This window comes from Desulfuribacillus stibiiarsenatis, from assembly GCF_001742305.1.
GTDB lineage: Bacteria > Bacillota > Bacilli > Desulfuribacillales > Desulfuribacillaceae > Desulfuribacillus_A > Desulfuribacillus_A stibiiarsenatis.
Window position 1 is genome coordinate 68,867 of record NZ_MJAT01000002.1, and the last position, 24,314, is coordinate 93,180.

The window sequence follows — 24,314 nt, forward strand, 5'->3', positions numbered from 1 at the left end:
ATTCCTGCGCTATTCTATCTTGGATATGCATATTTGTAAGTATTATAAAAATATTTACTTATTACGACAGTGGTTTCTCGCTGTCGTATTTAATTTTTCTCATCCGAACTCCTCTTTGAGTGTTTTCTTTTATTTTCTCTGAATTAAAACCTTAAAAGTATCTCCCATTCCACCAGGCATAATTAGCTGCTTTATTGCATTATTCCTTTTGAAAATTGGATCAAATGGATTGCTTGAAAGATTTTGGCTCAGTTTATCCAAAATGCCATTTTGCATTAAAAACTCATGCTGTGTCTGATACGAAACTGTTTGTAACCCCTCCACCTCACCCCACTGTATAAGCTGTGAGAAATTGACATGGCTTGTGATATCTTGCAAACCGATACGTACTAAGGTATTATCGGATACTTGATGCTTATTGTAGCATTGAAGAGTTCCCGTCATTCGTGCGGGAGCATAAATTTCATCTGCTGTATATCCATAGTCAATCGTTATTATATCTCCACCATTTAGATATTTCGCCGATTGTTGTATCCATTGCTTTGCTTGCAGATTCACTTCTGCTTCTTGATGATTGATTAGGATAACTTTTTGTTCATTAAAAAATTCACATAATTCAATACTTGCTGCTTTTAACTGAAATTCAAACTCCCGATTCAGAGGATTATAAGTAACAAACTTTTCATGCAATTGATTATCTATCATTTGTACTATATGCACAGGAAATGCATCGAATAACTCATTCGAAAGAATGCAACCAACAACATTATCAATCTCTTCTAGACTATTCACCCATTTTACTGGATAACCCTGCAATAACTGCTGTTGCATGTGTCGAAAGCTTTCGCTTGCATCAATGATATAGTACTGCAGACTTGCGTATAGCTCTTGTTCGTTAGAAAGCACACCCAATATTGCGTGTGCTAGTTGTCCCTTGCCTGCACCGAACTCGACAATCTTGAAGTTTTTCGGGCATTCTAAACGTTCCCAAAGTTTCTTAATATAACTTGCTATTACCTCTCCAAAGATCGGAGATACATTCGCCGATGTATAAAAATCACCTTGTTTGCCAGTTCTTTCACGATCTGCTTGGTAATATCCAAGTTTCGGGTAATATAAACACATATCCATGAAGTCTTTAAAAGAAATTGGACCCTCTTGATTGATGCGATTTTTGATAATATGAATTAACTGCTCGTTTCCCATTACTTACAACACCGCCTGTGATTAAACTAACGCAGAAAATATTTGATTTGGAATTAAAATGGTAAACTATACCGTTATAGTTTACCATTTTATTATAATTGGCGGTGTGCGTAAAAGCAATTCGCTAGTCCCAGCCGACCATACTGTCAATGCCATATTTCTCAAAGTGATTCCTTAAATGAAATATCGTCTTCTCTGGAACGTGGAACAAGTTTGCCATTTCCTCATCACTCATATTGAGTTTTAAACACTCGATAAATTCATCGAAATTAACTTTCACTTCCTCAGTTTTTGCTTGTAAACTTTCTTGCCAGCCCCAAGGTGCTCCTCTAGTTCCATAATCTTCTTGGCTTAAGTGGCGTTGCGATTCCTCACTATTCGTCATATTAACCCTCCTTAAAGCATTTGATGTAATTCTATACTTATTCTTTGCGAATTTATCTTTGGTTATGAAAATACGAAAGGGGAAAACTAAAATTCGAGGAGGTGTATTTATGCCAACTAATAAACAAAAGAAAAACGGCTTAGTCCCAGAAGGCTTAGGCTCTGCAGACTTGGTTAACCTACACGTGAATAACTCAACAACAAACGCAAGAGGCAAGTCGAAGCGTCCAAAGAAGATATTGGAGGTGAATCATAACAGTGACGGAGCGAACTCATAATCAAGCAGTCGGAGAAGTAAGTCCATCCATCGGTTGGGGTAGCTGGATTGTACTACATGTCATAGCGATTCCCGTTGTCGTGTTTCTAGGGAGTTTATTAACAAGGTTTTAGTCATTACCGCCCCGACTGGTTCGGGGCCTTTTATATTTGCAGATTCACAATATGATTCTTCCTAGCACAAAACCATGAAATCATGTATACTACGATTCATGGAGGTGTACAACTATGGCTCGATCAAAATTATTACAAATCCGATCCAAAAGCTTTATATGGTTAGTCGTTGGTATCGGCTTTTTATATCTATACTTTATCTTCAAAATCGCGAAAATCTTTGCGCTCATTGGTGTCCTAGCTATGGGAATCAGTTTTTTCATGTTTAGTAGAGCAGGTCATTTTGCTGCAAAAGCAAAAGAAATAGACTGCCCAGAATGTGGACGTATAATTAGGGTTGTTTCTAGAGCAGATGCTTGTAGCCACTGTCGTGCCCCACTGATTGACGAGGGGAACGGAATTTATAAAAGTGTAAAGCCTAAAAAATAAAATTTCTTAGGAAAAGTTTCTAGACACAGAAAAAGGCAGTCGCTTATGACTGCCTTTTTTACATAGTAATAATTAATAGTCTTAGTTATCAGGTATTGGATTCCTAGTTTTAATTTTCCAAGCATTAATTCTCAAGAACTAATTCTGCTGGCTGTTTCAGAAGAAACGTTTCAATTGTCTCCCATATTTCTGGAACTTCGAAACCTCGCCTCCACGATGCCACACCTGCTAAATCATATTTACGCACCAACTTGATTCGTTCCTGCATCGATTCCGGTGTCTCAAGCCAGATGCGGTAGCGATCTTTCCCAATCGAATACTCTGCATAGAATTGCATAGTCAGAGCATCGAATTGCACTTCCGCCTTTTGTTCTTCTACGATATCCCACGCACGCTGCATCGACACAGCACTAGAGGATACTTTTATTTTACCATCACTTTGCATTTCTTCTTTCCATACCCTTGTATAGAACGGCACTCCAAGTACTAATTTGTGCTTCGGCACTTCATTCAGTACTCCCTGAAGCCCCTTTTCTACCCACGGTAATGAAGCTACAGAACCAGCAACAGGACTGGAACCCCAATGCTCATCATACGTCATGACCATGACATAATCGACAGTGTCTGCAAAGGCTTTGCGATCATATACCATAGACCAATTCGGGCTTTGCGATATAATCGTGACATCGATGGATACCACTAACCCTTGTTCCCGTAGATACGGAGCAAGCTCTCGCACGTATTGGGTTAATAAATCCTTATTCTCTAGGTACACGTTTTCAAAATCAATGTTAATCCCATCTAATTGATACATCTCTGCATAGCCAAGAATCTGTTGAATGGACCGTTTCCTAGCCTCTGGATTGCGCAGGAAGTCCTTTGTTAATTCTGGATCAAACTGATTACTATAAAGTGCCCACACTTGATATCCGCGGTCATGGGCCCATTTCACATACTCCTTGCTTGCCTTTTCGCCGCTGACATTGCCTTGAGCGTCTTTCAAATGAAACCACGTAGGCGAAATGACATTGACGCCTGGCATCACGGGTAAATCTTTAGGGTCTGGCGTAACTCTATGGACATGTTCCCAGGTTAAATTGATTCTGCCACCAAGGGGTTTCCAAGCTAATTTTCTTTCTTCTTTTATCGCTTCATGAATTTTAATTCCCGCAAGCTGAATATCGGATTTTAACCCAAAACCAAAAATCCCTTCTTCGGTACGTACTTTATACCAAGAGCCTTTTTCCCCTAAAATATATAGTTTCGTGTCCTTGCTGATATGTGCTACAATTGGTTCTTTGACATTCGCATCAAGACGAATCTTGCTTTCGTCTTTGCCTACAACCCCTCTTTGCACTGGAATTCCGATGCTATCGATGATTAGGGTATTGGTCTCGGGATAATATTGCGTCATAATCTTATAGTACTTAGCGAAGAACTCTATCGGCAGGAAAGGTTCATTGTCTACGACTGTAACCGGCACCTCTAAGGCAATTGATTGGTCGTTCATAAACGCCGTTAATTGATCCGTCTTCATTTCCAATACAACGGTTTCTGTCGTCATAATTAATAACTGATTGGTTTCATCCCAATGAATATACGGGTCAAAGTTTGATTTCACAAAATCATAGGAAAGATACGCTTGATTCTCAATAATTTCTATTACTTTCCCTTCCGACTGTGCGGAATGAATTAACTCATTATCTAGAATCAATGTTGCATTCTCCAAGGAATACGTTTGTATTTGAGTAGCATTTGGCACTAAGAACAGCCACGCATATACCCCAAACAGCAAACATCCGACAATTGTAATCACGGTAATGATGATGCTTTTGATGGATTTTCTCTTAGGAGATTTCCTATGCAATGAGTAATCTTCTGTATGAATCGCTGTTTCCATGTTAATCTCCCCCCTCTTCTATTATACATGACTTCTATCAAAACCTGTATAAAGAAAACTTGGTATTCGCCAAAGAGGTGGAAAATATATTACTCACATCGCTCCGTGTTTAAAACATTCGTACGTATTTTATAAAAGTATGGCCCTTGTTTTTTGGCTGATTTGACAGCCTTATGGTATAAGAATAATTGCGCATTCAGTTTCATTTCTTCGTTCGCTTGTTTTTTGTACACACCATCCGATGCTAATAAACGCGCTTTCATATTATCCTGTAGTTGCACACACAGGACGTCTTTGACGCGCTCCTTTAAGTCTGTTTCTAAAATCGGAAACATTGTCTCTACACGGCGGCTTAGATTGCGTGTCATCCAGTCCGCACTAGCTAAGTAGATACTCTCTTCGCCATTATTATAGAAATAAAAGACTCGACTATGCTCTAAGAACCGTCCGACAATGCTTCGTACGCGGATGTTTTCACTCACCCCTGGCACACCTGGACGCAAGCAGCATATACCTCGGATTATTAGTTCAATCTTGACCCCTGCCATCGAAGCAGTGAATAGTGCTTTAATGATTTCTTTATCCGTTAAAGAGTTCATTTTCGCAATGATTTTTGCAGGGCGTCCAGCCATTGCATGCTGGATTTCATTTTCAATCAAGCCAATAAACTTGTCTCGCATCCCTAATGGTGCTGCGCTAATCTGGCGCCACATCGGTGCTCTCATATACCCTGACAAGTGATTAAAGATTGCGGAAGCGTCTACCCCAATATCTTCATTGGCAGTAAACAGTCCGTAGTCTGTGTAGAGTTTCGCTGTCGATTCATTATAATTGCCTGTACTTAAATGCACATAGCGTTTGATCCGGTTGCGTTCTTGTCGAACAACCAACAACAACTTACAGTGAATCTTGTAACCTACTAACCCGTAAATAACGTGGCATCCTGCTTCTTCAAGCTTCTTCGCCCATCCTATATTATTCTCTTCGTCAAAACGAGCCTTAAGCTCTACAACGACCGTGACCTGCTTCCCATTCTCGGCCGCTTTCATTAAATATTTAATGATTGGTGATACGCCACTGACACGATACAGGGTCTGCTTAATCGCAAGGACATTTGGGTCCTCTGCTGCTTGCTTCATCATCAGTATGACAGGTTCAAAACTTTCATAAGGATGATGGACCATGATGTCTTTCTTCGAAATCGCTGCAAAAATATCTGTTTCTCCAATAAAGTCTTGCGGCGGTTGCGGTGGCAAATCCTCGTAACGCAAATTATCATAGCCTTCTAGATTCGAGAATTTCATTAGAAATGTAAAGTCAATTGGGCCATCTACAATATAGACATCTTTTTCGTGGATTTCTAGGGCATCTCGAAGGAACTCTTCGACATACGGGTCACAGCCTGATTGAATCTCTAAACGAACGGCAGAACCTCGACTTCTCTTCTTAACTTCCTTCTCGATTTCTTCCAGCAAGTCACTCGCTGATTCTTCATCAAAGTTAATATCCGCGTTACGCGTAATACGAAACGTAGATACAGACACAATACGGTTACCGAAAAATAAATGCTCAACAAACTCACGGATTATATCTTCTAGCAATATAAATTTAGATTCTTCCTCATCATCCCAAGGAAGTTCGATAAAGCGCGGTAGTACCCCTCCTGGCACCTGAACAACAGCAAATAATTCAGATTCTAGTACAACTGCTAAATTCACCGATTTATTCATGAGCATTGGAAAAGGCCTACTGGAATCCACCGCTAGCGGTGTTAAAGTAGGATAAATTTGGTTGAAGAAATAGTCTTTAATAAAACATAACTGTTGTTCATTGAGTTGGTTCGCTGAAAGAATTTCTATTCCCTCCGCTTGAAAAGCAGGCACAAGACGTTGATTCCAAATTTCATACTGCTTCTGCACAAATGCATGCGCTTGTATGTTAATTGCCTTAATCTGTTTCCTTGGGGTAAGCATCGTCTTATTCTCAGGTGTCGCGATTCCTGACTTAACTTGGTCTTTAATGTGGGCCACACGCACCATGAAGAATTCATCCAAGTTTGAAGCGGAAATCGCTAAGAATTTACCCCGTTCTAATGTCGGGTTTGAATCATCCTTAGCTTCTTCTAGGACTCGCTCATTAAATGCTAGCCAACTTTGTTCTCTATTTATATAGTACTGAATGGAATCTAAATCTATTTCTTGATTGATTAGCGCCTGCTTATTGCCTTCCATAAGAATTTTCTCACCTCAATAGCTTTTTTAACTTTTTTATCGGTCGTAAAGAAATTTCCATGCCGAAAAACTTCTTCGATTTTTTCACTAGCTCCGCTGCTAGGTCTGTTTCAATAATCCTTTTTCGATTGACATGACAGACTATTACCAGGCCCGTTTCTTCTTGAAGTACTTGTATTTCTTCCACTTGTTTACTTGCCGTACGGTCTAATGCCCTTGCAATCAAAAGGATAAACCCAAGCTGTCGAATCATGAATTCATCATCTTCATTGACTATATCATTAAATTGCTGAATTCGTTCTCTTAGAATGTGCGGTTTCTTAAAAGATGCGACCAAAGCCACAAGTAGCCGCTCCTTATGGGTTAAGCCTGGTAGGTTGACATTACTAAGCAAGTAGAACGTATGATTATGCGTGTGGTAGACGTTAATCGATCTTCCGATATCGTGAAGATAGGCAGCAATAGCTAGTAGCCTTGCTTCCTTTTCCGAATACTTTATTGCCCCTTTTTCCGCTAACTGCCGGAATAGCATGACAGATATTTGCATGACATGCTCAGCGTGATCCACATTAATCTTATAATAATGGGCAAAGCGCTTCATGTGCATGCTGACAATATCTTCATCAAGGGATACGTCAGCTTCTTTCATGACTATTTCATGACAGATTCCATCACGGATACCTTGCGTACTCACATAGAATTCTTCAATATCAACGTATTCCATAATTGCCTTGTAAATGCTAACTCCAGCAACAATAATATCCTCTCTCCCACTGGATAAGCCCTCAATATTTTTCCGTGCTTGTAGTGGTGTTCGGCGTAAGTAATGGAAAATCAACTCTATATCATAAGCATCCATTTTATAATTATGTATACTATTGAATGAGTAACGACGTTTCGCCTGATGGATACTTGCTAGCGATCGAGCAGTACCTCCTAAGCCAATAACAGGACATTTGAGATTCTTCAACCATGGGATTCTTTCTAATTGAGAGAAAACCTCTAGTAGTAGTGGTGCTACATCTTGTCTAGATACAACATCGAACCCTTTAAAATATTTTTCCGTCATATTGACTGCGCCATACGGTAAGCTAATGCTATTGATTAACTTACGACTTTTCATATAGGAGATTTCCGTACTACCCCCACCAATATCTACGATGATTGCTTCATCGATATCCATACTGGAGCGCACTGCTAAATACCCATAGCGCGCTTCTTCTTGACCCGATAGTATCTCGAATGTAATCCCTGTCTCTTTGTGGATTTCTTGGAGAATTTCCTTTTGATTTTTCGCTTGACGTAGTGCTGCTGTCGCCACCCCACGAATCGAAGTTACTTCCCTAGAATCGCATAGCTGTTTAAATTGCTTTAATGATTGAATCGTTAATTTTCTACCAATCTCATTGATTGATCCATCCACATCAAAGTGGCTGCTGAGCCGAATACTATTCTTCAAGTCATCTAGCTTGTAGACTGCTCCTCTATCGTTAATGTAGTAAATGACCAAGCGTACAGAGTTTGATCCCATATCAATGATTGCTACATTTTTTTCCTTCAAATCAAGACCACCTTTACTTCCATGAATGATATTTCTTTCGAAACATCTACTTATTAAATGACTTTACGTTACTTTAATTTATTAGTGATGTTGCCTGCGATTTCCTTATATATCCTCCCGATAAAATGTTCATCTTCTAGTGCTACAGGGACTCCTTCATCACTTTTTTCACGGACAGAGGTTTCTAATGGAATCTCACCAATTACTTCTGTTAGTAGGTCATCTGCTAATGCTTTCGTTTCTCCTGAACCGAAAATATAATGTTTCTCATCACAATTCCCGCATAGGAAGTATGACATATTCTCGACGACTCCGATGACTTCTAGTTTTGCGGAGATTGCCATATGCCCTACTCGTCCAGCTACATGGGATGCTGACGATTGCGGCGTCGTTACTAGCAGCATTTTTGCGTGTGGAATCTTCTGCATAATCGTCAACGGTATATCTCCCGTGCCTGGTGGTAAGTCTATCAGAAGATAGTCAAGCTCACCCCACGCGATATCTTGCATAAATTGGTCAAGCACCTTCATTAACACAGGGCCTCTCCATATCAGCGGAGTATCTTCATTCTCTGCAAAACTCCCCATCGATACAACCTTCACACCATGTGCCTCTACCGGGATAATCCCTTCTTCTGACCCTTGGGGCTTTACTCCGACAATCCCCAATAACCTCGGGATGCTAAATCCATAAATATCAGCATCCATGATTCCTACCTTCAATCCTTGCTTTGCTAATGCAACAGCAAGATTTGCCGTAACGGTTGATTTGCCAACCCCACCTTTACCACTTCCTACAGCGATTACAGTTGTATTTTGAAATATTCCTTCACTCATTGATATACCTCCGTTTTTTTAGATTACATTGTAATCTTAGAATTATCAGTATTAACGCATAAACCACATATAACATTTACGATTAATAATACTTTATACAGATAGTAAAAAAGCCTGAAAAGCTTGTTTCAGAATTAGCTAATCCTACTCATTACCTAATTCGACAATATATGATATATTATTGTGAGATAGGGGGTAATGTTTATTATGTATGAATTGACCTTAATTCTTACAGGTTCCATATTAGGGTACTTCATTGGTTCGACTAAACGTATACCCTTAAAATCACTCGTAAATAAACGAGCTTCTACTGCTGTAACTGCAGAAGAACGTGAACTATTATTGAAATAGGCTGTATTATGGTGATTTATACGAATTCCCTGCATACATGTTGCAACTGGCATTCGCTACATTTAGGATTTCGTGCAAGACATATTCTTCGCCCGTGAAAAATGATTTGATGATGAGCCTGTGACCATTGTTCCTTCGGAATGATGGTCATTAGTTGTTTCTCCGTCTCTAACACATCTTCGCTAGCCGCTAAACCTAATCGATTCGCTACACGGAACACGTGCGTATCCACTGCAATTGCTGGTACGCCAAACGCATTACTTAATACTACATTCGCAGTCTTTCTACCTACACCTGGTAACTGCTCTAAATCCTCACGTTTCCCAGGAACTTGTCCTCCATGAACTTCTTCAAGAATCGCAGCTGTTTTCTTAATCGCCTTACTCTTATTCTTATATAAACCTAGACCATATATGTCTTGGGCAATTTGTTCCTCGGATACGTGTAAGTAATCACTCGGTGCCTTATACTTTTGAAATAGGTTTTCTGTAATCTCATTGACACGCTTATCTGTGCATTGAGCGGAGAGAATCGTTGCAATCAGTAACTCAAAGGCATTACTGTGATTAAGTTCGCATTTTGCATCAGGATACATTATTGTCAATACTTCTAGCATTTCCGCTGCTATTTTCTTCGTGACTCGTTTTCTGTTTTTCTTCTTCACTTTTTGCTCCACTCAAGAACACCTCCTTTTAAATCTCAACGGAACAAGTACGACTAAGATTAACTTGTGTTAATGCTCCACTTGAGCACAAGTCGGCTTTATACAGTGCAAGATATTGCTTCGCTTCATGCATGGCAGAATAGTTCATCTGTGCGATTCGGTAAGCTTCATCCACTAATTCCTCTGTTTTTGATTGGTCGCAGATAATTCTTTGTAATGATTCCACAAATTCACTCTCATTCAAGAAGAGATACCCATTTTTACCATGGATAATCATTTGCTCATTTCCCGGGCACTTACTTGCGACTACAGGTGTACGCATGTGAAACGCTTCAATAATGGCAATTGACTGACCTTCCGAACTTGAGGAGTTTAATAGTACATCTGCATGCTCAACGATTTTCAATACAATCCCTTGGGGTAGTTCGCCTAAATATGTAACATCTTGACTCTTATGTATTTGCAGTTCAATCTTTGCCTGTTCTTCTTGCTCAATCGTCGGGCCAACAATATATAACTTCAGCTTTTGCTGATTCCGTTGGTTAAAACGTGTAACGAGTTCAATGGCCCAGGGCACTCGTTTCACTTTGCGTATTCCTGCAGGGAGTACCGCTACGCGAAAACCCTCTTGCCTATCTCTTTGGAGCTGTTCCAGTAACTTTGCAGTGTCGATTGTACCATGAACCGAATACGGTTCCTCCAACCGGTAAAAACCTTGGGGCACAACGTGGACATTATTAGCAACTTCTGGGGAAAAGTTTACGACCTTATCCCGTGCTTGATTATGAAAAACAGTAATGAATGATGCCTTATTTAATAAATCAACTACCCTTGAATCATGATGGTCTAGATGTTCGTTGACATCCGTACCTGTAAACGTAACACCATAATGTATTGCAAGTTGTTGGATTTGTTTCAACAGAGGAGATTGTATAAAGCGTACTGGATTTAAAATATGCAAAAAATCATAAGCTTCGTTTATTGATTCTGTCGTATGGTAATCGATTACATCGATATTCATGTCTGTTGAGGTTTGTAGTGCTTGGATGGATCTTTGAATCCTCAAAGCTGTAAGGCTATTCCCTCTCATTACAGCTAAATAAGGACTTGCAATTAAAACCTTCATAACGCCTACCATCCTCCTCTCTTAGATTCTTCCATTATACTACACTCATTCATTTCTCATTGTATCATAAATCGAAAATGTATAAGAATCAAAAATGTATCATAAATCGAAATGTATCATAAATCGAAATGTATCATGATTAAGTTCAATAAGGCGTATGTAAGAATCAGTTGAAAACGTAAAGAAGCAAGGAACCGAATTTTCCAGCACCTTGCTTCTTACTCATATATATTCTCTTTACGACAATCCAATTTCCTGAAATACATGTTCATTACAGATTACATAAGTATTGAAAATGTAATACTAAGGTTGACGATTAGCTCCAGTTTGTTCTTGGTTTGTGCTTGGGTTTGTGTTTAGGTTTGTGTTATTCTTATTGGTGTTCTTTTTGTTCTTTGCCATCAATATCGCCTCCTTTCGTTAAATAGAATTCCACGAAAGAGACGAATCATTACAGGTAAATTCTACTAGCGCTTTAGCAGTTTCACAATAGTGGCTGCTGCTTCAGCTCTTGTTGTAAGTTTCTTTGGCATAAACATTCCATCAGCACCACTCATAATCTTCATACCATGCAAAATCGCAACTGCACCTTGACGATCCTTAGCAATACTTGCATCATCTTTGAAATTACTAGTAAAAATGTCAAGAGCCGCCACTTCGTGATAATTTAAAAACTGCACTAAAATTTGCGCCATATCTTCTCTTGAAATTGTTGTTTTATCGTCCCACTGTCTTGTTTGCACTGGGAGTATGAATGACCTTTCTGCAGCATATAACTCTACATCTCTTACAGAGAATTGCGCTAAATACGGTCGTTCAATTTTTAACAGCATTTTAATAAATTCCCCTTGGGTAATCGCCTGACTTGGCTTAAATTCATCCTCATCTACAAAAATCAAACCGTACTTCTGTAAGAATTCCACATCATTTTCAACCCAATGATTTGTAAGATCTTTAAATTCCTTTTTTGTATCAAGTTTCTCTTTTCCTTGGTAATCTAGTGCCTTGCCCGTATGAGCATCATATATCATATTATCTAGTTGCGTGAAGCTATAGACTAACTTTGATTGCGGTGTTTGAAATTTATAATCATAATATTTATTGTAATTTAACTCAAACGTATTATCTGATAAAAATTGGTTCAATGCATTTTCTTTCGTGATTACATTCTCGACTTTTGGGAAATCTATGTCATACCAGCTGCAGTTAAAATGTTGAACTTCCCCTGTAGCTGCTTGTACATTGACCATGATATAATTCGAGTCAAAAGGAATACCATTAACCATGCGTTGAAAATGCAAATTATAATTGTTCGGTTTCCCTTGTGCATCGAGAATTTTATTATAAGCATCTGTTCGTAGTTGCAGCGAATCTAAATATTCTGGGTAATGCAATGCAATATATGCCTTTGCTATCTCAATTGCTTGCTGTTCACTTTGAACTTTAAAGTCTTTTTCGTCAACCTTTTCCGTTTCCATTTGATTATTATACTTGCCGTAGCGGACTAGCTTACCCGTCTTCGCATGGATAGCGATTTCTACGCTCTCATAATAATGACGTTCGCCATCTTGCTCGTTCTTCTCCCAGCGCATATCCCAGTGTCTGTTCTCAGGAAATTCCCAGTTTTGTTGCATACTAATATATGTAAGCTTTAATGAGTCTGGTATTGAAGTAATTTTTTGTGCTATTTGTAAGGCTTGATCTTGCGAAATTAAATTGGCTAATTTTTCTAATTCAACCTTTTCAAAGTCTTCTAAACGACTATCTCTGGTTGCTTCCTTCGTCATTTGTGGACTTTCATATCCATAATACTGGTTTTGCTGGAACATCTCACCTGTCGTTGCATCCACAGCAAACTCGTGGACTTTCACAGGGCGATATACTAATTGCACACGCGGCACTTCTTTTCTCATAGCATCGTACGGTCTTAATAAATACGCAAGTTCCATTCCATTTGCTTTCTTAAAAGTTTCTAATGCTTCATCTTTTGACACCATGGCCTTTTCTTCTTTTGGGAAGTTCGGAATCCATTGCGAGTGATAATTCATCAATTCACCTGTATCAGCATTGATTGAGATTCCGATTGTCTGTCCTTTTACTGGTACGCCATTGATGACTTGCTCAAACGTATAATAGTGACTTTTTGCCCCTTTTTGCAAAACGAATTGTTCCTTGTTTGCTAATACGTATTCATGAGATTGTTTATTCGTGAATCTGCGAATTACATCGGATGCAACGGTTCGTCCTTGCTCCCAACTAATTTTCGGTAAATAGGATTGCGAAGTTGCCGCAGGATATTTCTCTGAGTATATATAATAGTTAATAATATCTCCACTCACAACATCGATTTGAACCGATAGCTCCCCTATGTATTGCTTACTAGACGTCCACGAGAAGCTCCATATCTTACGATTGAGATCCTCGTAGTAATTCGATCGCATAGCATCCATCTCCTGAGGAATTGAGACTAAACGCTTAACTCGAATTAATGCTTCTTCTGCGCTCATTGCATTTTCTGGTGCAAAGATAGTGTTCGGAATCTCCCGCGTCACGACAGGCTCTGAAATTGATAATGTCATCGCTTGGACATTAGGCATTCCACTAAATACAATGGTAGCTGCTAGCATACTAATAGCACCTTTTTTTATCATAAAAAAAGACCTCCTTATCTCTTATAGAACAAGCTGATTTCTCAGCTCTCTTATAATGACGATAAAGAGGTAAAATTTGTTTCATCTTAGAAAGGTGGCTACGAAAAAATGTTATTGGATTTCTTGCGCGCACAGATAGGACATAATTCATCCGTTTCAAGCTTCGCAGGAAAGTTATCCTTGCATTTGGTACAACTATTTAATTTTGTGTAGAAAACTTCTTCTTCCTTCTTGCTAATAAAGTCTGCAACGAGTACTTGGTCTCCGAAGGAAATTTGATTGCGCGGACATAGGGTTTCACATAGATAGCATTGATTACAGCTTGCAGCACGGAAAGTGATATTTCCATACATCTGCTCTTCATCCTTGATCTGCTGAATCGACCCAGTTGGGCAAAGTTTACTACATATATTACACAAGCTACAGTCATCACCGATTTGTAACTTTTGAATACTACAGGTGCGATCGCCTACTAAATGGTTTTTGGCAATGCTTTGCATAGCGATTTGCAATATTTCACGCTGCTTCGTCTCGCCTTGCACTCGACCATGCGCTTCAGGTTGTTCTGATTTCTCTTCAAATACCTGATCTGCGAAATCTCCAAACACACCCAGGGTATTACTTTTAACTCCTTGCTTGAGGTGTACGAAGAATGAGCGGCGGTCATAAGCACTCTTATCAATATGGTTTTGCACTGCCTCGCGCTTTAGATGAAGTGGCATCTGCTCATGAATTACGAGTCGTTGTTCATCTGCGCCGAGACTAGATAGCCATTCGACTGTTTGTGCAAAGTTTTGTTCAATTCGATTGGTAATTTTACACTCTATATTATGAACACAATCACTACAGGCGGAAATATCTACCCAAACGTGCTCTACGCCAAGGGCTAGTGGAAGCATAATCATCCCTGGATGAAGGCGCGCTAGGCAATCCACCTCTAAGCGCTTCACGTGCTGTAATGCTTCTTCTTGATTCGCAGCAGATTTTTCGCAGGAAATGGCAACAATCTTCTCACCTTGGCAAGTGTTCACTGTGTTCCTTATGAAGGTTTCATCTTTGTATTTTTTCATTGCAATAGCTCCATTCAGACAACTTGTTACACAAGTCCCACACCCAATACAGCTTGTGTCATCCACTTCTAGCATCTCTGAAGAAGTTAGAGCTTGCTTCGGACAAGATTGTATACACACCTCTCCGCAATTACGTTTGGCCATTTTACATCGGTCATGATGTATTTCAATTGGACAATCTGCAAGCTTGTTGTCAATATACTTATTAAAGTATCTCGATAGAATGCCCATTCTGTCACTTCCATTCTAAAGTCATATAACCTAATTATAGGTCTATCACTGTAGTTTGTATCTGGTGATTTTTAATTATTTTATAATAATGGTTATGCCAAGTCTAAGTCTAGTGTAAATCCTTGTTTAAAAAACGTTGCTTCTCTTCTGCTATCAGTGTTCTAGTCACATCAGCTAAAAGCTTATAGAATTCCTGTTCCGCTTCTTTTTCAACATCTCCAACAAATGCATCGACCCAAGCGCCAATTTGTTCTGTTAAGAACTCTTTAATATCTGCAAGGTAAGCGTCAGCAAGCTCAGCATTGTCTTCTTTTCTTAATGTGCGCTCTTTATATAATAAGAAGTACATAACTTCTAACTCAACTTCGATATGATCAGGAAGCTCTTTTTGTTCTTTAGACATTTGTAGACCAATCTTGTCATAGAAGGCAAGTGCTGCCATAGTAGAGTCTCCCATAACGCGTCTGCCGCCATCTAGATATACTGATCCATACGGTGCAGCTAATAAGCGGTCAGGACCAACGAAAAGCTTTGCGAAATCTACTTGTAAGTCTGTAAAATCCTCAGTTCCCTCAACAATCTCAAGCATTTTCTTCGCACTGTCTACGGCTTTACTATTCGCAGTTTCTAATGCTTGTACTAAGCCTTCAAGTAATGAAACTGTCTTCCAATCTTTATCTGGTAATTGATAGCATGCTGATAATAGTTTAAAAGATACCTCTTTAGCTTTCTCTTTTGCGATTATTACTTCTGTCATTGAATATATCCCCTTCCTAATGAACGAATTAAGTATTGAAAAGTTCTTCCCTACTTAATTATTAAGCATATCGATTTACACAAGTCTTGTATAGTGTTCGATATATAGTGTCAAAAAATTTACTTAATTTAATAAACCTTTTTTATACCAAACAATTTCCTAAATTAAATAAATTTTAAAGCATTATCCTTCTTTAAACAATCTTCAATTTAGTGTAAGAGAGCGGTCAATACCGCACCGCTCTCTTATCCTCTAAATGTCACGAATTGAATTCAATTCGTTATTATATTACTTCTTACCGTAACTATTGATATAAAACACGTTAGGCTTTGTATTTGCTTCTGGCTTTAATACAAAGTTCGCATTCTTCGCAACTAGTTGACTTACTTCACTGTTAGGATCATCTAAGTCACCAAATATACGAGCGTTTGCTGGGCAAGTCTCTACGCAGAATGGATCTACGCCGTTACGCACTCTGTGGTCACAGAATGTGCACTTCTCTACTTTACCCTTCTTACGAAGACCTTGAGTTCCACCCTTTTCCGTTAATGCACGGTCAGGATTGTGGTAAGGCTTAGCTTCTGCATCCACTGCATTGAACGTGATTTGTCCATATGGGCAAGAGAATTCGCAAGCTCTGCAAGAGATACAAGTATCAGAATTATAAAGCGTCATTCCGTTTTCTGCCTTATAAGTTGATTTAGGACTTGTAGGACATGCCTTCACACATGGTGCATCTGTGCAATGGTTACATAAAGTTGAAATATATCTTAATTTAACGTTAGGAAAAGTTCCTTCAGTTTCTTGCTTGTAATGGGACCAGAAGATTCCGTCTGGAATATTGTTCTCCATCTTACATCCGATTGAACATGCAGAACATCCTACACATTTCTGTAAATCGATTACCATACCTAGTCTTGTCACTTATAACACCCCCAAATTTATACTAGTTTATTATGCTTTTGTAATGTTAACACGAGTATTCGCGTAGTAAACAGTAGCTCCACTTAACTTCTCATAGACTGCTGAAAGGACTGCGTTGTTGTTACCGCCCTTGCCGTTAGCTTTCTTACCGTAGTTCCAGTGTCCTTGACCATAAGACTTTGCAGCGTGGCCAGGACGGATACCTTCCCATACGAATGCAGTTACTTCAATGCTTCCAGCAGGTGAAGTTACGCGAACTTTATCGCCATGCTTAATGCCAAGTTTCGTAGCATCAACAGGGTTAATCTTAATTGTGTCGCCATTCTTCTCATCGCCGAAGTCAACGTCCTTAAAATCTTGGTACCATCCGCAGTTTGCTGAACGGCCTTCACGGTTTAAACGAGACTTTTGGTCGATGAAGATTAGTGGATACTTATTAGCATCGCCAACAGTGATTGGTGTTTCGTAGTGAGGAACGAATGCTAAGTCTCCTCTAGCAGTGTAATTCATTGCTGCTAATGCTTGGTCAATTGTCGCTTTATTGTTATCTGCATGCGTTTGAAGGTTCTTCTTCAACGTTTCGCTATAGAATTCGAATTTCTTCGTAGCTGTACCCATGTTGCTCCATGCAGCCTTGTATTTGAAAGCTCCGCCGTTCCAAACGCCAACTTCTACGAAGTGGTTCCAGCCATTGAACTTATCTCCACTCTTATACTTTTCTGGGTTCCAAATTGGCTCTGTAAGAATCTTAGTCATGTATAAACCAAGTTCTTCGCCATTTGTTGCTGCTTTACCTGTTTCTGGATCCTTGAAAGTCTTCAAGTAGTCTAAGAAGTTTGTGAAGCCTTTTGCTGCTAATTTCTCAGCGATTCCCCACATTACTTCTGATTCATAGTTCTTCGCGTCATAAACCTTATCAATCATTGGTTGTTGAATCGCTCTATGCGCAACCATGTTCTGGTATGTTCCAGTTACGCTCCACTGTTCGAACATATGGTGAGTAGACGGTAATAAGATATCTGCAAACCAGCTCATCTCTGAGTTATGCGTTACGCAATGTGCGAAGAATGGAACCTTTGCCATTGCCGCATCCCAACGATGGTTCTCAGCGCAAGAGAAGTTCAGGTTAATCCAGTATCCAATAGCCATTTTAATTTCATTTGGATCTGCTGCTAGGATTCCATCAGCAACACGGTTTGTGTTAACACCGCCACCGACAGAACCTGTTGGCATGTTCGCCCACTCTAGACGACCACGGTGGTCAATTTTCTTATGCTTTGCTGTAGCCGCTGCTTCTTTTGTTTGGAACTCTGCAAATGCTGGGAATGAGCCATATGTTGCTCCACTTGGGAATCCACATCCACCTTCGTGTTCTACAGAACCAACAATACCGTTTAATGCATGGATTGCCATAGAGTTGTATGCACCACGTTGTTGCATTACGCCTCCGCCACCCATCATTACACAAGTGTAAGGAGCATTATTACCCATTTCAGTAGCTACACGAACGATTTGCTCTACTGGGATACCGCATAGTGGAGATGCCCATTCTGGTGTACGATCCTTAAGCTCTAAGTTCCACCATTTCACAATACCATTTGTATGCTTCTCTGTAAAAGCAGCTTCGTCAACTGTTTTACCAGCTACGAATAAGTTCTTACCATCCTTGAAGTCACCTACGAACTCTTTAGACCATAATCCCTTAGTAAGAAGAACGTGTGCTAATGCAACTGCTAACGCACCATCTTGACCTGAGATAACTGGCAACCACTCATCAGCCTTCGAAGCAGTTGATGTAAAGCGAGGCTCTACAACAGCAATCTTCGCATCGCCGATAATCTCTCCCCAGTTCTTCAACCAAGTAGAAACCTGACGGTTTGTTGCTAATGGGTCCATACCCCAGATCAAAACATATTTAGAATTGATTAAGTCATAGTCACGGTAAGAACCTTTTCCATGAGTATACATAGGACCAAATTTCTCTGATTCAGCACAAATGGAGCTGTGGGAAATGTTGTTTGGAGAACCCATTAACTTAGGGAAAGTACTGTATGCTAAGTCATTGATGTCAGTATAACGACCTCTAAATGCTACTAATTTGTGACCTTCATTTGCTTTGATAAGCTCTAATAACTTGTCAGCAATTGTATCGAATGCTTCGTCCCAAGAAATAGGTACGAATTTAGGCTCTTCGCTACGGCCCTTTTTAGGGTTCGTACGCTTCATTGGTTGCTTAATGCGGTCTGGATCGTATGCCTGTTGAATTGCTAAGCGCATTCTCGGACAAGCAGCACCTTGTTGGCTCTTTGCATTTACGTTACCACGGATTTTGATAACACGACCATCTACCACGTAAGCTTGTGATGAACACCAAGATGTACACCCTTGACATCCAGTTCCTACCCATTTACCTTGCTTAAGAGCACCGATTGGCTCAAGCTTACGGCCAGCAGGAGTTTCTGTTACTGTGTCAAGCTGTGCTTCTTCTAATTCACAACCGACTAAGCCTAGTACGCTAACACCTGTTAGAGCAGAGACTTTCAAAAAACCTCTTCTTGTTAAACTCATTTCAAAGCCCCCTTCAATTGTTTACACTTAAATAGTTTTGTAAGCATGTCTCAAACCTTAACGTATCTTTAAAAGAATTCATGATTTCAGTGTTTCTTGTTGAAAAACATTTTCATAGAACCTTCTTAAGATTTGTGACATTTGTCTACCTAGACTTCATTATAAAGAAATACAGTATTGTATCCTATCAGCAAATAACCTACTTTTTGACGTTTATCACTAAGGAATATACCTATCGTTATATAAGGAAAAACCCTAGTTATGCTGATTCGATAAGGATTTATACGCATAAAAATAAGACTTATCCCCGAACTAGCCGAATATTAAGTCTTATTATATCGATTCTATTATTCATAATTGATAGGCTATTTCAATCTATCTATAACATAATCTTCAATATTGCATCACAATTTCTTCCATTACAGTTACACAATACTATCTTCATACTTTCTTCAATTTCAAGTATGAATTTTCGTCATTGCCATCATTGTAATTGATTCATTGTAATTTACAACATGTTATTTGCAATTACTAATTCGTTAATGCTTGAATCGGCGCAGGAATTCTTCCACCACGGCGGATAATCTTCTCACTTGAGTATTGGCTTACTTCCATAATCGGTGCTCTACCCAGTAGACCTCCGAATTCAACCATTTCTCCAGCTTTCTTCCCCGCTACTGGAATAATACGAACAGCTGTTGTCTTCTTATTAATCATTCCAATCGCCGATTCATCTGCAATGATCCCAGAGATTGTAGTTGGTGCAGTATCGCCAGGAACTGCAATCATATCTAGACCAACGGAGCACACACACGTCATTGCCTCTAGCTTACTGAGAGTGAGAGCTCCTTTTTCCACTGCTGCAATCATACCATTGTCTTCGCTTACTGGAATGAAAGCACCGCTGAATCCACCGGCATGGGAAGTAGCCATTGAGCCACCCTTTTTCACGGCATCATTCATTAGTGCAAGTGCCGCTGTTGTACCAGGTACTCCGCAGACTTCTACTCCAATCTCTTCTAAAATCTCCGCTACACTATCTCCCGTAGCATTCGTAGGCGCAAGTGATAAATCCACAATACCAAATGGAGCGTTTAAGCGATCTGCAGCTAAGCGACCCACCAGCTCCCCTGCACGGGTGATTTTGAAGGCGGTCTTCTTAATTACATTTGCCACTTCTGTTAAATCTGCATCTGGGTACTTCTTCAGTGCATGAAGAACTACACCCGGCCCGCTAACTCCAACGTTGATTACAACATCTGGTTCACCTTCTCCGTGGAACGCACCTGCCATAAATGGATTATCCTCTGGAGCGTTACAGAACACTACCAATTTCGCACAAGCAAGGCTATTCTGATCCTTCGATGCTTCGGAAGCTTTAATAATCGTCTCACCTACAAGGGCAATTGCATCCATGTTAATACCCGCCTTCGTGGTAGCTACGGATATAGAAGCACAGACTCTTTCAGTCGAGCTTAATGCTTCTGGTAACGAAAGAATCAGGTTGCGCTCATCATTTGTCATTCCTTTATGTACAAGAGCAGAGAATCCACCAATGAAATCAATCCCCAAAGTCTTAGCAGCTCGATCTAGGGTCTTAGCGATTTCTACGTAATCGCTAGAAGAGAATTTCACTCCGACACTTGCGATTGGTGTAATAGAGATTCTTCTATTGATAATAGGAATCCCAATTTCTCTTTGAATCTTATCAGCCACTGCTTTCAAATCCGCTGCTTTTGTTGTTATTTTCTGATATATATTCTCTTGGAACAGTTGTACATCTGGGTGCGCACAATCTTTAAGGCTTATTCCCATTGTTACCGTACGTATATCTAAATTCTCCATCTCAACCATGCGGATGGTTTCCATAATCTCCTGAAAAGCTAAACTCACAATGTTACCCCTTTCTTATTCACAGATTCAACTTGATTCTTTTTAGAGAACCCCGAATCGTTTTGAAATCATTTAGATACGATGCATGAAATTAAAAATGTCCTCATGCTGCAAACGAATCTTTAGCCCCATCTCGTCTTCTAATGGTTTAAACTGAGCACTTAGCGCTTCCGTGTCGCCTTGGAAGTCCTTAATATCTACGACCATCACCATTGTAAAGAAGTCTTGCATGATAGTCTGGCTAATATCGAGTATATTTACATCATTTTTCGCTAAAATTGCTGTGACCTTTGCAATAATCCCCTTTTGGTCTTGTCCAATAACACTTACTACAACACGATTGCCTTTTGTATGATTCACTCAAATAACGCTCCTTTGGTATTTAATAAATTCTTATAATATAAAAAATTTCGCCTTTTTTGTCAAGGTCTATTGTAATACTGTCTACTTATTTCGTACAATAGAATTGCGCCTTAAGTTCTGTTAGTGCTTGATCTAAATTTCCTAATAAGATGTGAATATCTTGTTCGGATGCCTGATCAATATGTATACCACCAGTGATGACAATATTCTTCTGCAATACTCGCGCAAGATCATCACCGATTTTCGTAATAATTTCACCTTCTTTATGGGGTACGATGACTAACAGTGATGTTGAGGCGCTTGGCTTGTTAGGGTCTTTCATGCTGGGATGATACTGTGATAAGCAGACCGCTCCGATATGAGGCTTTGTACCTCCAGCTATACATACATATAAATCCTCGCCTATGTTTTGCCCTAATATTTCAATACAATAAGGCTTTTCGCCTATTTGAACAAAATAGTCCCATCTTTTATTCATACATACCTCACATAAGGGAGTGCTTAGAATGGAGAAACAACAAGTCAGCCCTCTATACCAAGTGTCTTTCACTTGTCCTAATTGTACCTATAATTTCATGTCAAGTAAAGTTCGGACCAGCTTTATCAAAACGCAAAAGACAGATACTGATTTCTGTATCCATTATGCGGGTGTGAATCCTGATTTCTATCTTGTCCGTGTGTGCCCATGTTGCGGGTTTTCTTTTACAGACAATTTCAAAGCTAGGTTTACTCCAGTAGTTCAGCAGCGAATCGAAAATTTGATTACGAAGAAATGGAATCATAAGGATTACAGGGGAGAAAGAAGCCTACAAGACGCACTTACTGTATACAAAATCGCTCTATTATGTGCGCAACTCTTAGATGAAAGCGATGTGGTAATTGGCGGCTTATGCTTCAAAATCGCTTGTTTCTACCGCTTTCAAGAAGATACGGAACAAGAATTGCGTTTCTTGCAAAATGCCCTCGATTGTTACATGGAGTTCTTCCAAAACGAATCGAATGTGCAGGTTGATGAAGCGAAGATGATCTATCTCATGGCTGAGCTACAGAGGCGACTCGGCGATTATCGCGGTGCTATCAAGTGGTTCGATAGAGTCATTAAAGATAAATCGATTACAAATATTGCGATTATTAAGAAAGCCCGTGAACAATGGCAGGTTGCCAAGGAGCAGTTAAAAGAATTAGAAACAACAAGTCATCCAAATGTAGATTCTGCAACATAAGTACTGATAATTCTACAACATGAGGACTGAAAATCTATATTATAAGTACTGAAAAAGGAGCCTAGTGGCTCCTTTTCTAATCTCATTGACTTAAATTTAGAATTAAAACTCAAACTAAAATTCAAATTCTACATCTGTTAAACGGCATCTAATTTCTTCGATTACCTTCTTCTCCGCTGCTTCACCTTTTGCTTGGAATGTTACTGAGAAACGGATGAAGTTACCTGCGTCATCCCAAGGTACAGTAGAGATCAACTTTTCCGTAATTAAATACTGGCAGAATTCTTCTGCAGATGCAAAGCTTCTTCCACCTTTAATGCCCTTTGGAATTGCTACATATAAGTAGAAAGAACCTTTCGGCTTTTTCACTTGGAATCCGATTTCGTTTAGTACATCTACTAACATATTATGACGACGAGAGTATTTCTCGGAAATCTTTTCTGTGATTTCTGGGTTTTGCAATCCATACATGGCCGCCTTTTGGATTGGAATAAACTGCCCAGAATCATTATTATCCTTTACCGTCGCGAATGCTTTTACTACCAGTTCATTACCAGCAACAAAAGCCATACGCCATCCTGTCATATTGTACGCCTTCGATAAAGAATGAATTTCTACTCCTACTTCTTTCGCACCTTCTACCGATAAGAAACTCAGTGGTTTTTCACCATCGAATGTTAATGCCGCGTATGCCGAGTCAGAAATTACGATAATATCGTTTGCTTTCGCAAATTGTACGATCTTCTCATAGAATTCCTTGGTAGCGCTTGCACCTGTAGGGTTGTTCGGATAGTTAATATATAGTAGCTTTGCGCGTTTTTTCTGATCTTCTGTCAATGAATCGATGTCTGGTAAGAAGTTATTCTCAGCAGTTAATGGCAGGTTCACAACTTCTCCACCTAACCATTTCGTATGTGTTCCCATCACTGGATAACCAGGAACTGTCATAATTGTAATGTCACCTGGATTGATAAATGCAGCTGGCATCATAGCTAGGGCCGGCTTAGAACCAATCGCGTGGTTAACTTCCTTCTCTGGATCGATACCTGTCACACCAAACACCTTTTCAAGGTATTGTGCTGCAGCTACTTTAAACTCTGCTACACCATTATCAGCATACCCTCTGTTCTCAGGCTTTGCTGCTTCTTCTGCAAGCGTTCTAACGATTCCTTCGTCAGCCATTTCGTCAGGTTCGCCAACACCCATATCAATCAGTTCTACATCAGGATGAGCTTTCTTCGCTGCTGCTTTCGCACGCTTAATTTTCTCAAACTTATAAAGAACTGTATCCTTACCAAATTGATTACCACCAATACGATCTGCAAACAGTTGTTGAATGAAGCTATCAGACATCATATTACCTCCTAAAATATTTTAAAATAATTCTATGTAATTTTTCATACTCATTATCATACCTAAAACTTGTACAATTCGTAAAGTGATTTGAAGACATTTGCAAAATTTTACGTAAATCTTCTTTAATTTGTTCTTTTTCTAACATTTGTATGTGTAAAGAAGATTGTACGTATAATGAAGATTGTACGTATAAAAAAAAC

At 39.5% G+C, this 24,314-nt stretch carries 21 protein-coding genes and 1 pseudogene; 5 read left to right on the forward strand and 17 right to left on the reverse strand.

Annotation, left to right across the window (positions count from 1 at the left end):
• Positions 1–129: 129 nt before the first annotated feature.
• Positions 130–1,206: a class I SAM-dependent methyltransferase gene (locus tag BHU72_RS02210; protein ID WP_069700997.1), complete on the reverse strand. Its 1,077-nt coding sequence runs from the start codon at positions 1,204–1,206 to the stop codon at positions 130–132.
• 124 nt (positions 1,207–1,330) lie between these two features.
• Positions 1,331–1,591, reverse strand: a complete 261-nt coding sequence (locus tag BHU72_RS02215) for a hypothetical protein (RefSeq protein WP_069700998.1) — start codon at positions 1,589–1,591, stop codon at positions 1,331–1,333.
• A 109-nt stretch (positions 1,592–1,700) separates the two neighbouring features.
• Between BHU72_RS02215 and BHU72_RS15730 the strand changes: the two genes are divergently transcribed.
• From BHU72_RS15730 to BHU72_RS02220, 3 genes are all read left to right on the forward strand, one after another.
• On the forward strand, positions 1,701–1,868 hold the full coding sequence (locus BHU72_RS15730) for a hypothetical protein (protein WP_176720379.1): 168 nt from the start codon (positions 1,701–1,703) through the stop codon (positions 1,866–1,868).
• A complete protein-coding gene (locus BHU72_RS16340; protein ID WP_301553473.1) occupies positions 1,849–1,980 on the forward strand; it encodes a hypothetical protein in 132 nt (43 codons plus the stop codon). The genes BHU72_RS15730 and BHU72_RS16340 overlap by 20 nt, the downstream gene beginning before the upstream one ends.
• Positions 1,981–2,094: 114 nt before the next feature.
• Positions 2,095–2,409, forward strand: a complete 315-nt coding sequence (locus BHU72_RS02220; RefSeq protein ID WP_069700999.1) for a DUF2614 family zinc ribbon-containing protein — start codon at positions 2,095–2,097, stop codon at positions 2,407–2,409.
• A 124-nt stretch (positions 2,410–2,533) separates the two neighbouring features.
• On the opposite strand, the gene BHU72_RS02225 is transcribed toward BHU72_RS02220, so the two are convergent.
• The 4 genes and pseudogenes from BHU72_RS02225 to BHU72_RS02240 form a co-directional block, all read right to left on the reverse strand.
• Complete coding sequence (locus BHU72_RS02225) at positions 2,534–4,309, reverse strand: glycosyl hydrolase family 18 protein (RefSeq protein ID WP_069701000.1); 1,776 nt, start codon at positions 4,307–4,309, stop codon at positions 2,534–2,536.
• A gap of 89 nt (positions 4,310–4,398) precedes the next feature.
• The gene (locus BHU72_RS02230; RefSeq protein ID WP_083248201.1) at positions 4,399–6,540 is read right to left on the reverse strand and encodes an RNA degradosome polyphosphate kinase; all 2,142 of its coding nucleotides are present in this window, start codon (positions 6,538–6,540) and stop codon (positions 4,399–4,401) included.
• A gap of 10 nt (positions 6,541–6,550) precedes the next feature.
• On the reverse strand, positions 6,551–8,101 hold the full coding sequence (locus BHU72_RS02235; protein ID WP_069701001.1) for a Ppx/GppA phosphatase family protein: 1,551 nt from the start codon (positions 8,099–8,101) through the stop codon (positions 6,551–6,553).
• 68 nt (positions 8,102–8,169) lie between these two features.
• Positions 8,170–8,925, reverse strand: a pseudogene (locus BHU72_RS02240) (Mrp/NBP35 family ATP-binding protein); the annotation flags it as partial.
• A gap of 219 nt (positions 8,926–9,144) precedes the next feature.
• Between BHU72_RS02240 and BHU72_RS15735 the strand changes: the two are divergent.
• Complete coding sequence (locus tag BHU72_RS15735; protein ID WP_176720380.1) at positions 9,145–9,288, forward strand: hypothetical protein; 144 nt, start codon at positions 9,145–9,147, stop codon at positions 9,286–9,288.
• Between the two features lie 16 nt (positions 9,289–9,304).
• On the opposite strand, the gene nth is transcribed toward BHU72_RS15735, so the two are convergent.
• From nth to lpdD, 10 genes are all read right to left on the reverse strand, one after another.
• Complete coding sequence (gene nth / locus BHU72_RS02245) at positions 9,305–9,964, reverse strand: endonuclease III (protein ID WP_301553474.1); 660 nt, start codon at positions 9,962–9,964, stop codon at positions 9,305–9,307.
• Positions 9,965–9,980: 16 nt separating this feature from the next.
• Positions 9,981–11,078, reverse strand: a complete 1,098-nt coding sequence (locus BHU72_RS02250; RefSeq protein ID WP_069701003.1) for a glycosyltransferase family 4 protein — start codon at positions 11,076–11,078, stop codon at positions 9,981–9,983.
• 467 nt (positions 11,079–11,545) lie between these two features.
• Positions 11,546–13,729: a YcdB/YcdC domain-containing protein gene (locus BHU72_RS02255; RefSeq protein WP_069701004.1), complete on the reverse strand. Its 2,184-nt coding sequence runs from the start codon at positions 13,727–13,729 to the stop codon at positions 11,546–11,548.
• A 98-nt stretch (positions 13,730–13,827) separates the two neighbouring features.
• Entirely contained in the window at positions 13,828–15,030 is a 1,203-nt protein-coding gene (locus BHU72_RS02260; protein WP_069701005.1) for a hydrogenase iron-sulfur subunit, read from the reverse strand.
• A gap of 109 nt (positions 15,031–15,139) precedes the next feature.
• On the reverse strand, positions 15,140–15,787 hold the full coding sequence (locus BHU72_RS02265; protein ID WP_083248203.1) for a TorD/DmsD family molecular chaperone: 648 nt from the start codon (positions 15,785–15,787) through the stop codon (positions 15,140–15,142).
• 288 nt (positions 15,788–16,075) lie between these two features.
• Entirely contained in the window at positions 16,076–16,711 is a 636-nt protein-coding gene (locus tag BHU72_RS02270; RefSeq protein ID WP_069701006.1) for a 4Fe-4S dicluster domain-containing protein, read from the reverse strand.
• 30 nt (positions 16,712–16,741) lie between these two features.
• Positions 16,742–19,279, reverse strand: coding sequence for a molybdopterin-dependent oxidoreductase (locus tag BHU72_RS02275; protein ID WP_069701007.1), 2,538 nt, complete (start codon positions 19,277–19,279; stop codon positions 16,742–16,744).
• Positions 19,280–19,810: 531 nt separating this feature from the next.
• On the reverse strand, positions 19,811–21,172 hold the full coding sequence (locus tag BHU72_RS02280; protein WP_069701008.1) for a PFL family protein: 1,362 nt from the start codon (positions 21,170–21,172) through the stop codon (positions 19,811–19,813).
• Between the two features lie 72 nt (positions 21,173–21,244).
• Positions 21,245–21,532: an ACT domain-containing protein gene (locus BHU72_RS02285; protein WP_069701009.1), complete on the reverse strand. Its 288-nt coding sequence runs from the start codon at positions 21,530–21,532 to the stop codon at positions 21,245–21,247.
• An 88-nt stretch (positions 21,533–21,620) separates the two neighbouring features.
• Complete coding sequence (gene lpdD, locus BHU72_RS02290) at positions 21,621–22,013, reverse strand: prenylated flavin chaperone LpdD (RefSeq protein WP_083248204.1); 393 nt, start codon at positions 22,011–22,013, stop codon at positions 21,621–21,623.
• A 28-nt stretch (positions 22,014–22,041) separates the two neighbouring features.
• On the opposite strand from lpdD, the gene BHU72_RS02295 reads away from it, so the two are divergent.
• Positions 22,042–22,758 carry a DUF2225 domain-containing protein gene (locus BHU72_RS02295; RefSeq protein ID WP_069701010.1) on the forward strand — a complete coding sequence of 239 codons (717 nt, stop codon included), beginning with the start codon at positions 22,042–22,044 and terminating at the stop codon, positions 22,756–22,758.
• 114 nt (positions 22,759–22,872) lie between these two features.
• Here the strand turns inward: BHU72_RS02295 and BHU72_RS02300 are convergent, their stop codons facing one another.
• Positions 22,873–24,114: an LL-diaminopimelate aminotransferase gene (locus BHU72_RS02300; protein ID WP_069701011.1), complete on the reverse strand. Its 1,242-nt coding sequence runs from the start codon at positions 24,112–24,114 to the stop codon at positions 22,873–22,875.
• Between the last annotated feature and the right edge of the window lie 200 nt (positions 24,115–24,314).

Bases quoted from the DNA above. Each gene is read 5' to 3' on its own strand.
- BHU72_RS02215 (WP_069700998.1), bottom strand. From the start codon at position 1,591: ATGACGAATAGTGAGGAATCGCAACGCCACTTAAGCCAAGAAGATTAT.
- BHU72_RS02265 (WP_083248203.1), bottom strand. From the start codon at position 15,787: ATGACAGAAGTAATAATCGCAAAAGAGAAAGCTAAAGAGGTATCTTTT.
- BHU72_RS02210 (WP_069700997.1), bottom strand. From the start codon at position 1,206: ATGGGAAACGAGCAGTTAATTCATATTATCAAAAATCGCATCAATCAA.
- BHU72_RS02275 (WP_069701007.1), bottom strand. From the start codon at position 19,279: ATGAGTTTAACAAGAAGAGGTTTTTTGAAAGTCTCTGCTCTAACAGGT.
- BHU72_RS02300 (WP_069701011.1), bottom strand. From the start codon at position 24,114: ATGATGTCTGATAGCTTCATTCAACAACTGTTTGCAGATCGTATTGGT.
- BHU72_RS02255 (WP_069701004.1), bottom strand. From the start codon at position 13,729: ATGATAAAAAAAGGTGCTATTAGTATGCTAGCAGCTACCATTGTATTT.
- BHU72_RS02260 (WP_069701005.1), bottom strand. From the start codon at position 15,030: ATGGGCATTCTATCGAGATACTTTAATAAGTATATTGACAACAAGCTT.
- BHU72_RS02230 (WP_083248201.1), bottom strand. From the start codon at position 6,540: ATGGAAGGCAATAAGCAGGCGCTAATCAATCAAGAAATAGATTTAGAT.
- BHU72_RS15735 (WP_176720380.1), top strand. From the start codon at position 9,145: ATGTATGAATTGACCTTAATTCTTACAGGTTCCATATTAGGGTACTTC.
- BHU72_RS02225 (WP_069701000.1), bottom strand. From the start codon at position 4,309: ATGGAAACAGCGATTCATACAGAAGATTACTCATTGCATAGGAAATCT.
- lpdD (WP_083248204.1), bottom strand. From the start codon at position 22,013: ATGAATAAAAGATGGGACTATTTTGTTCAAATAGGCGAAAAGCCTTAT.
- BHU72_RS02295 (WP_069701010.1), top strand. From the start codon at position 22,042: ATGGAGAAACAACAAGTCAGCCCTCTATACCAAGTGTCTTTCACTTGT.
- BHU72_RS02220 (WP_069700999.1), top strand. From the start codon at position 2,095: ATGGCTCGATCAAAATTATTACAAATCCGATCCAAAAGCTTTATATGG.
- BHU72_RS15730 (WP_176720379.1), top strand. From the start codon at position 1,701: ATGCCAACTAATAAACAAAAGAAAAACGGCTTAGTCCCAGAAGGCTTA.
- BHU72_RS02250 (WP_069701003.1), bottom strand. From the start codon at position 11,078: ATGAAGGTTTTAATTGCAAGTCCTTATTTAGCTGTAATGAGAGGGAAT.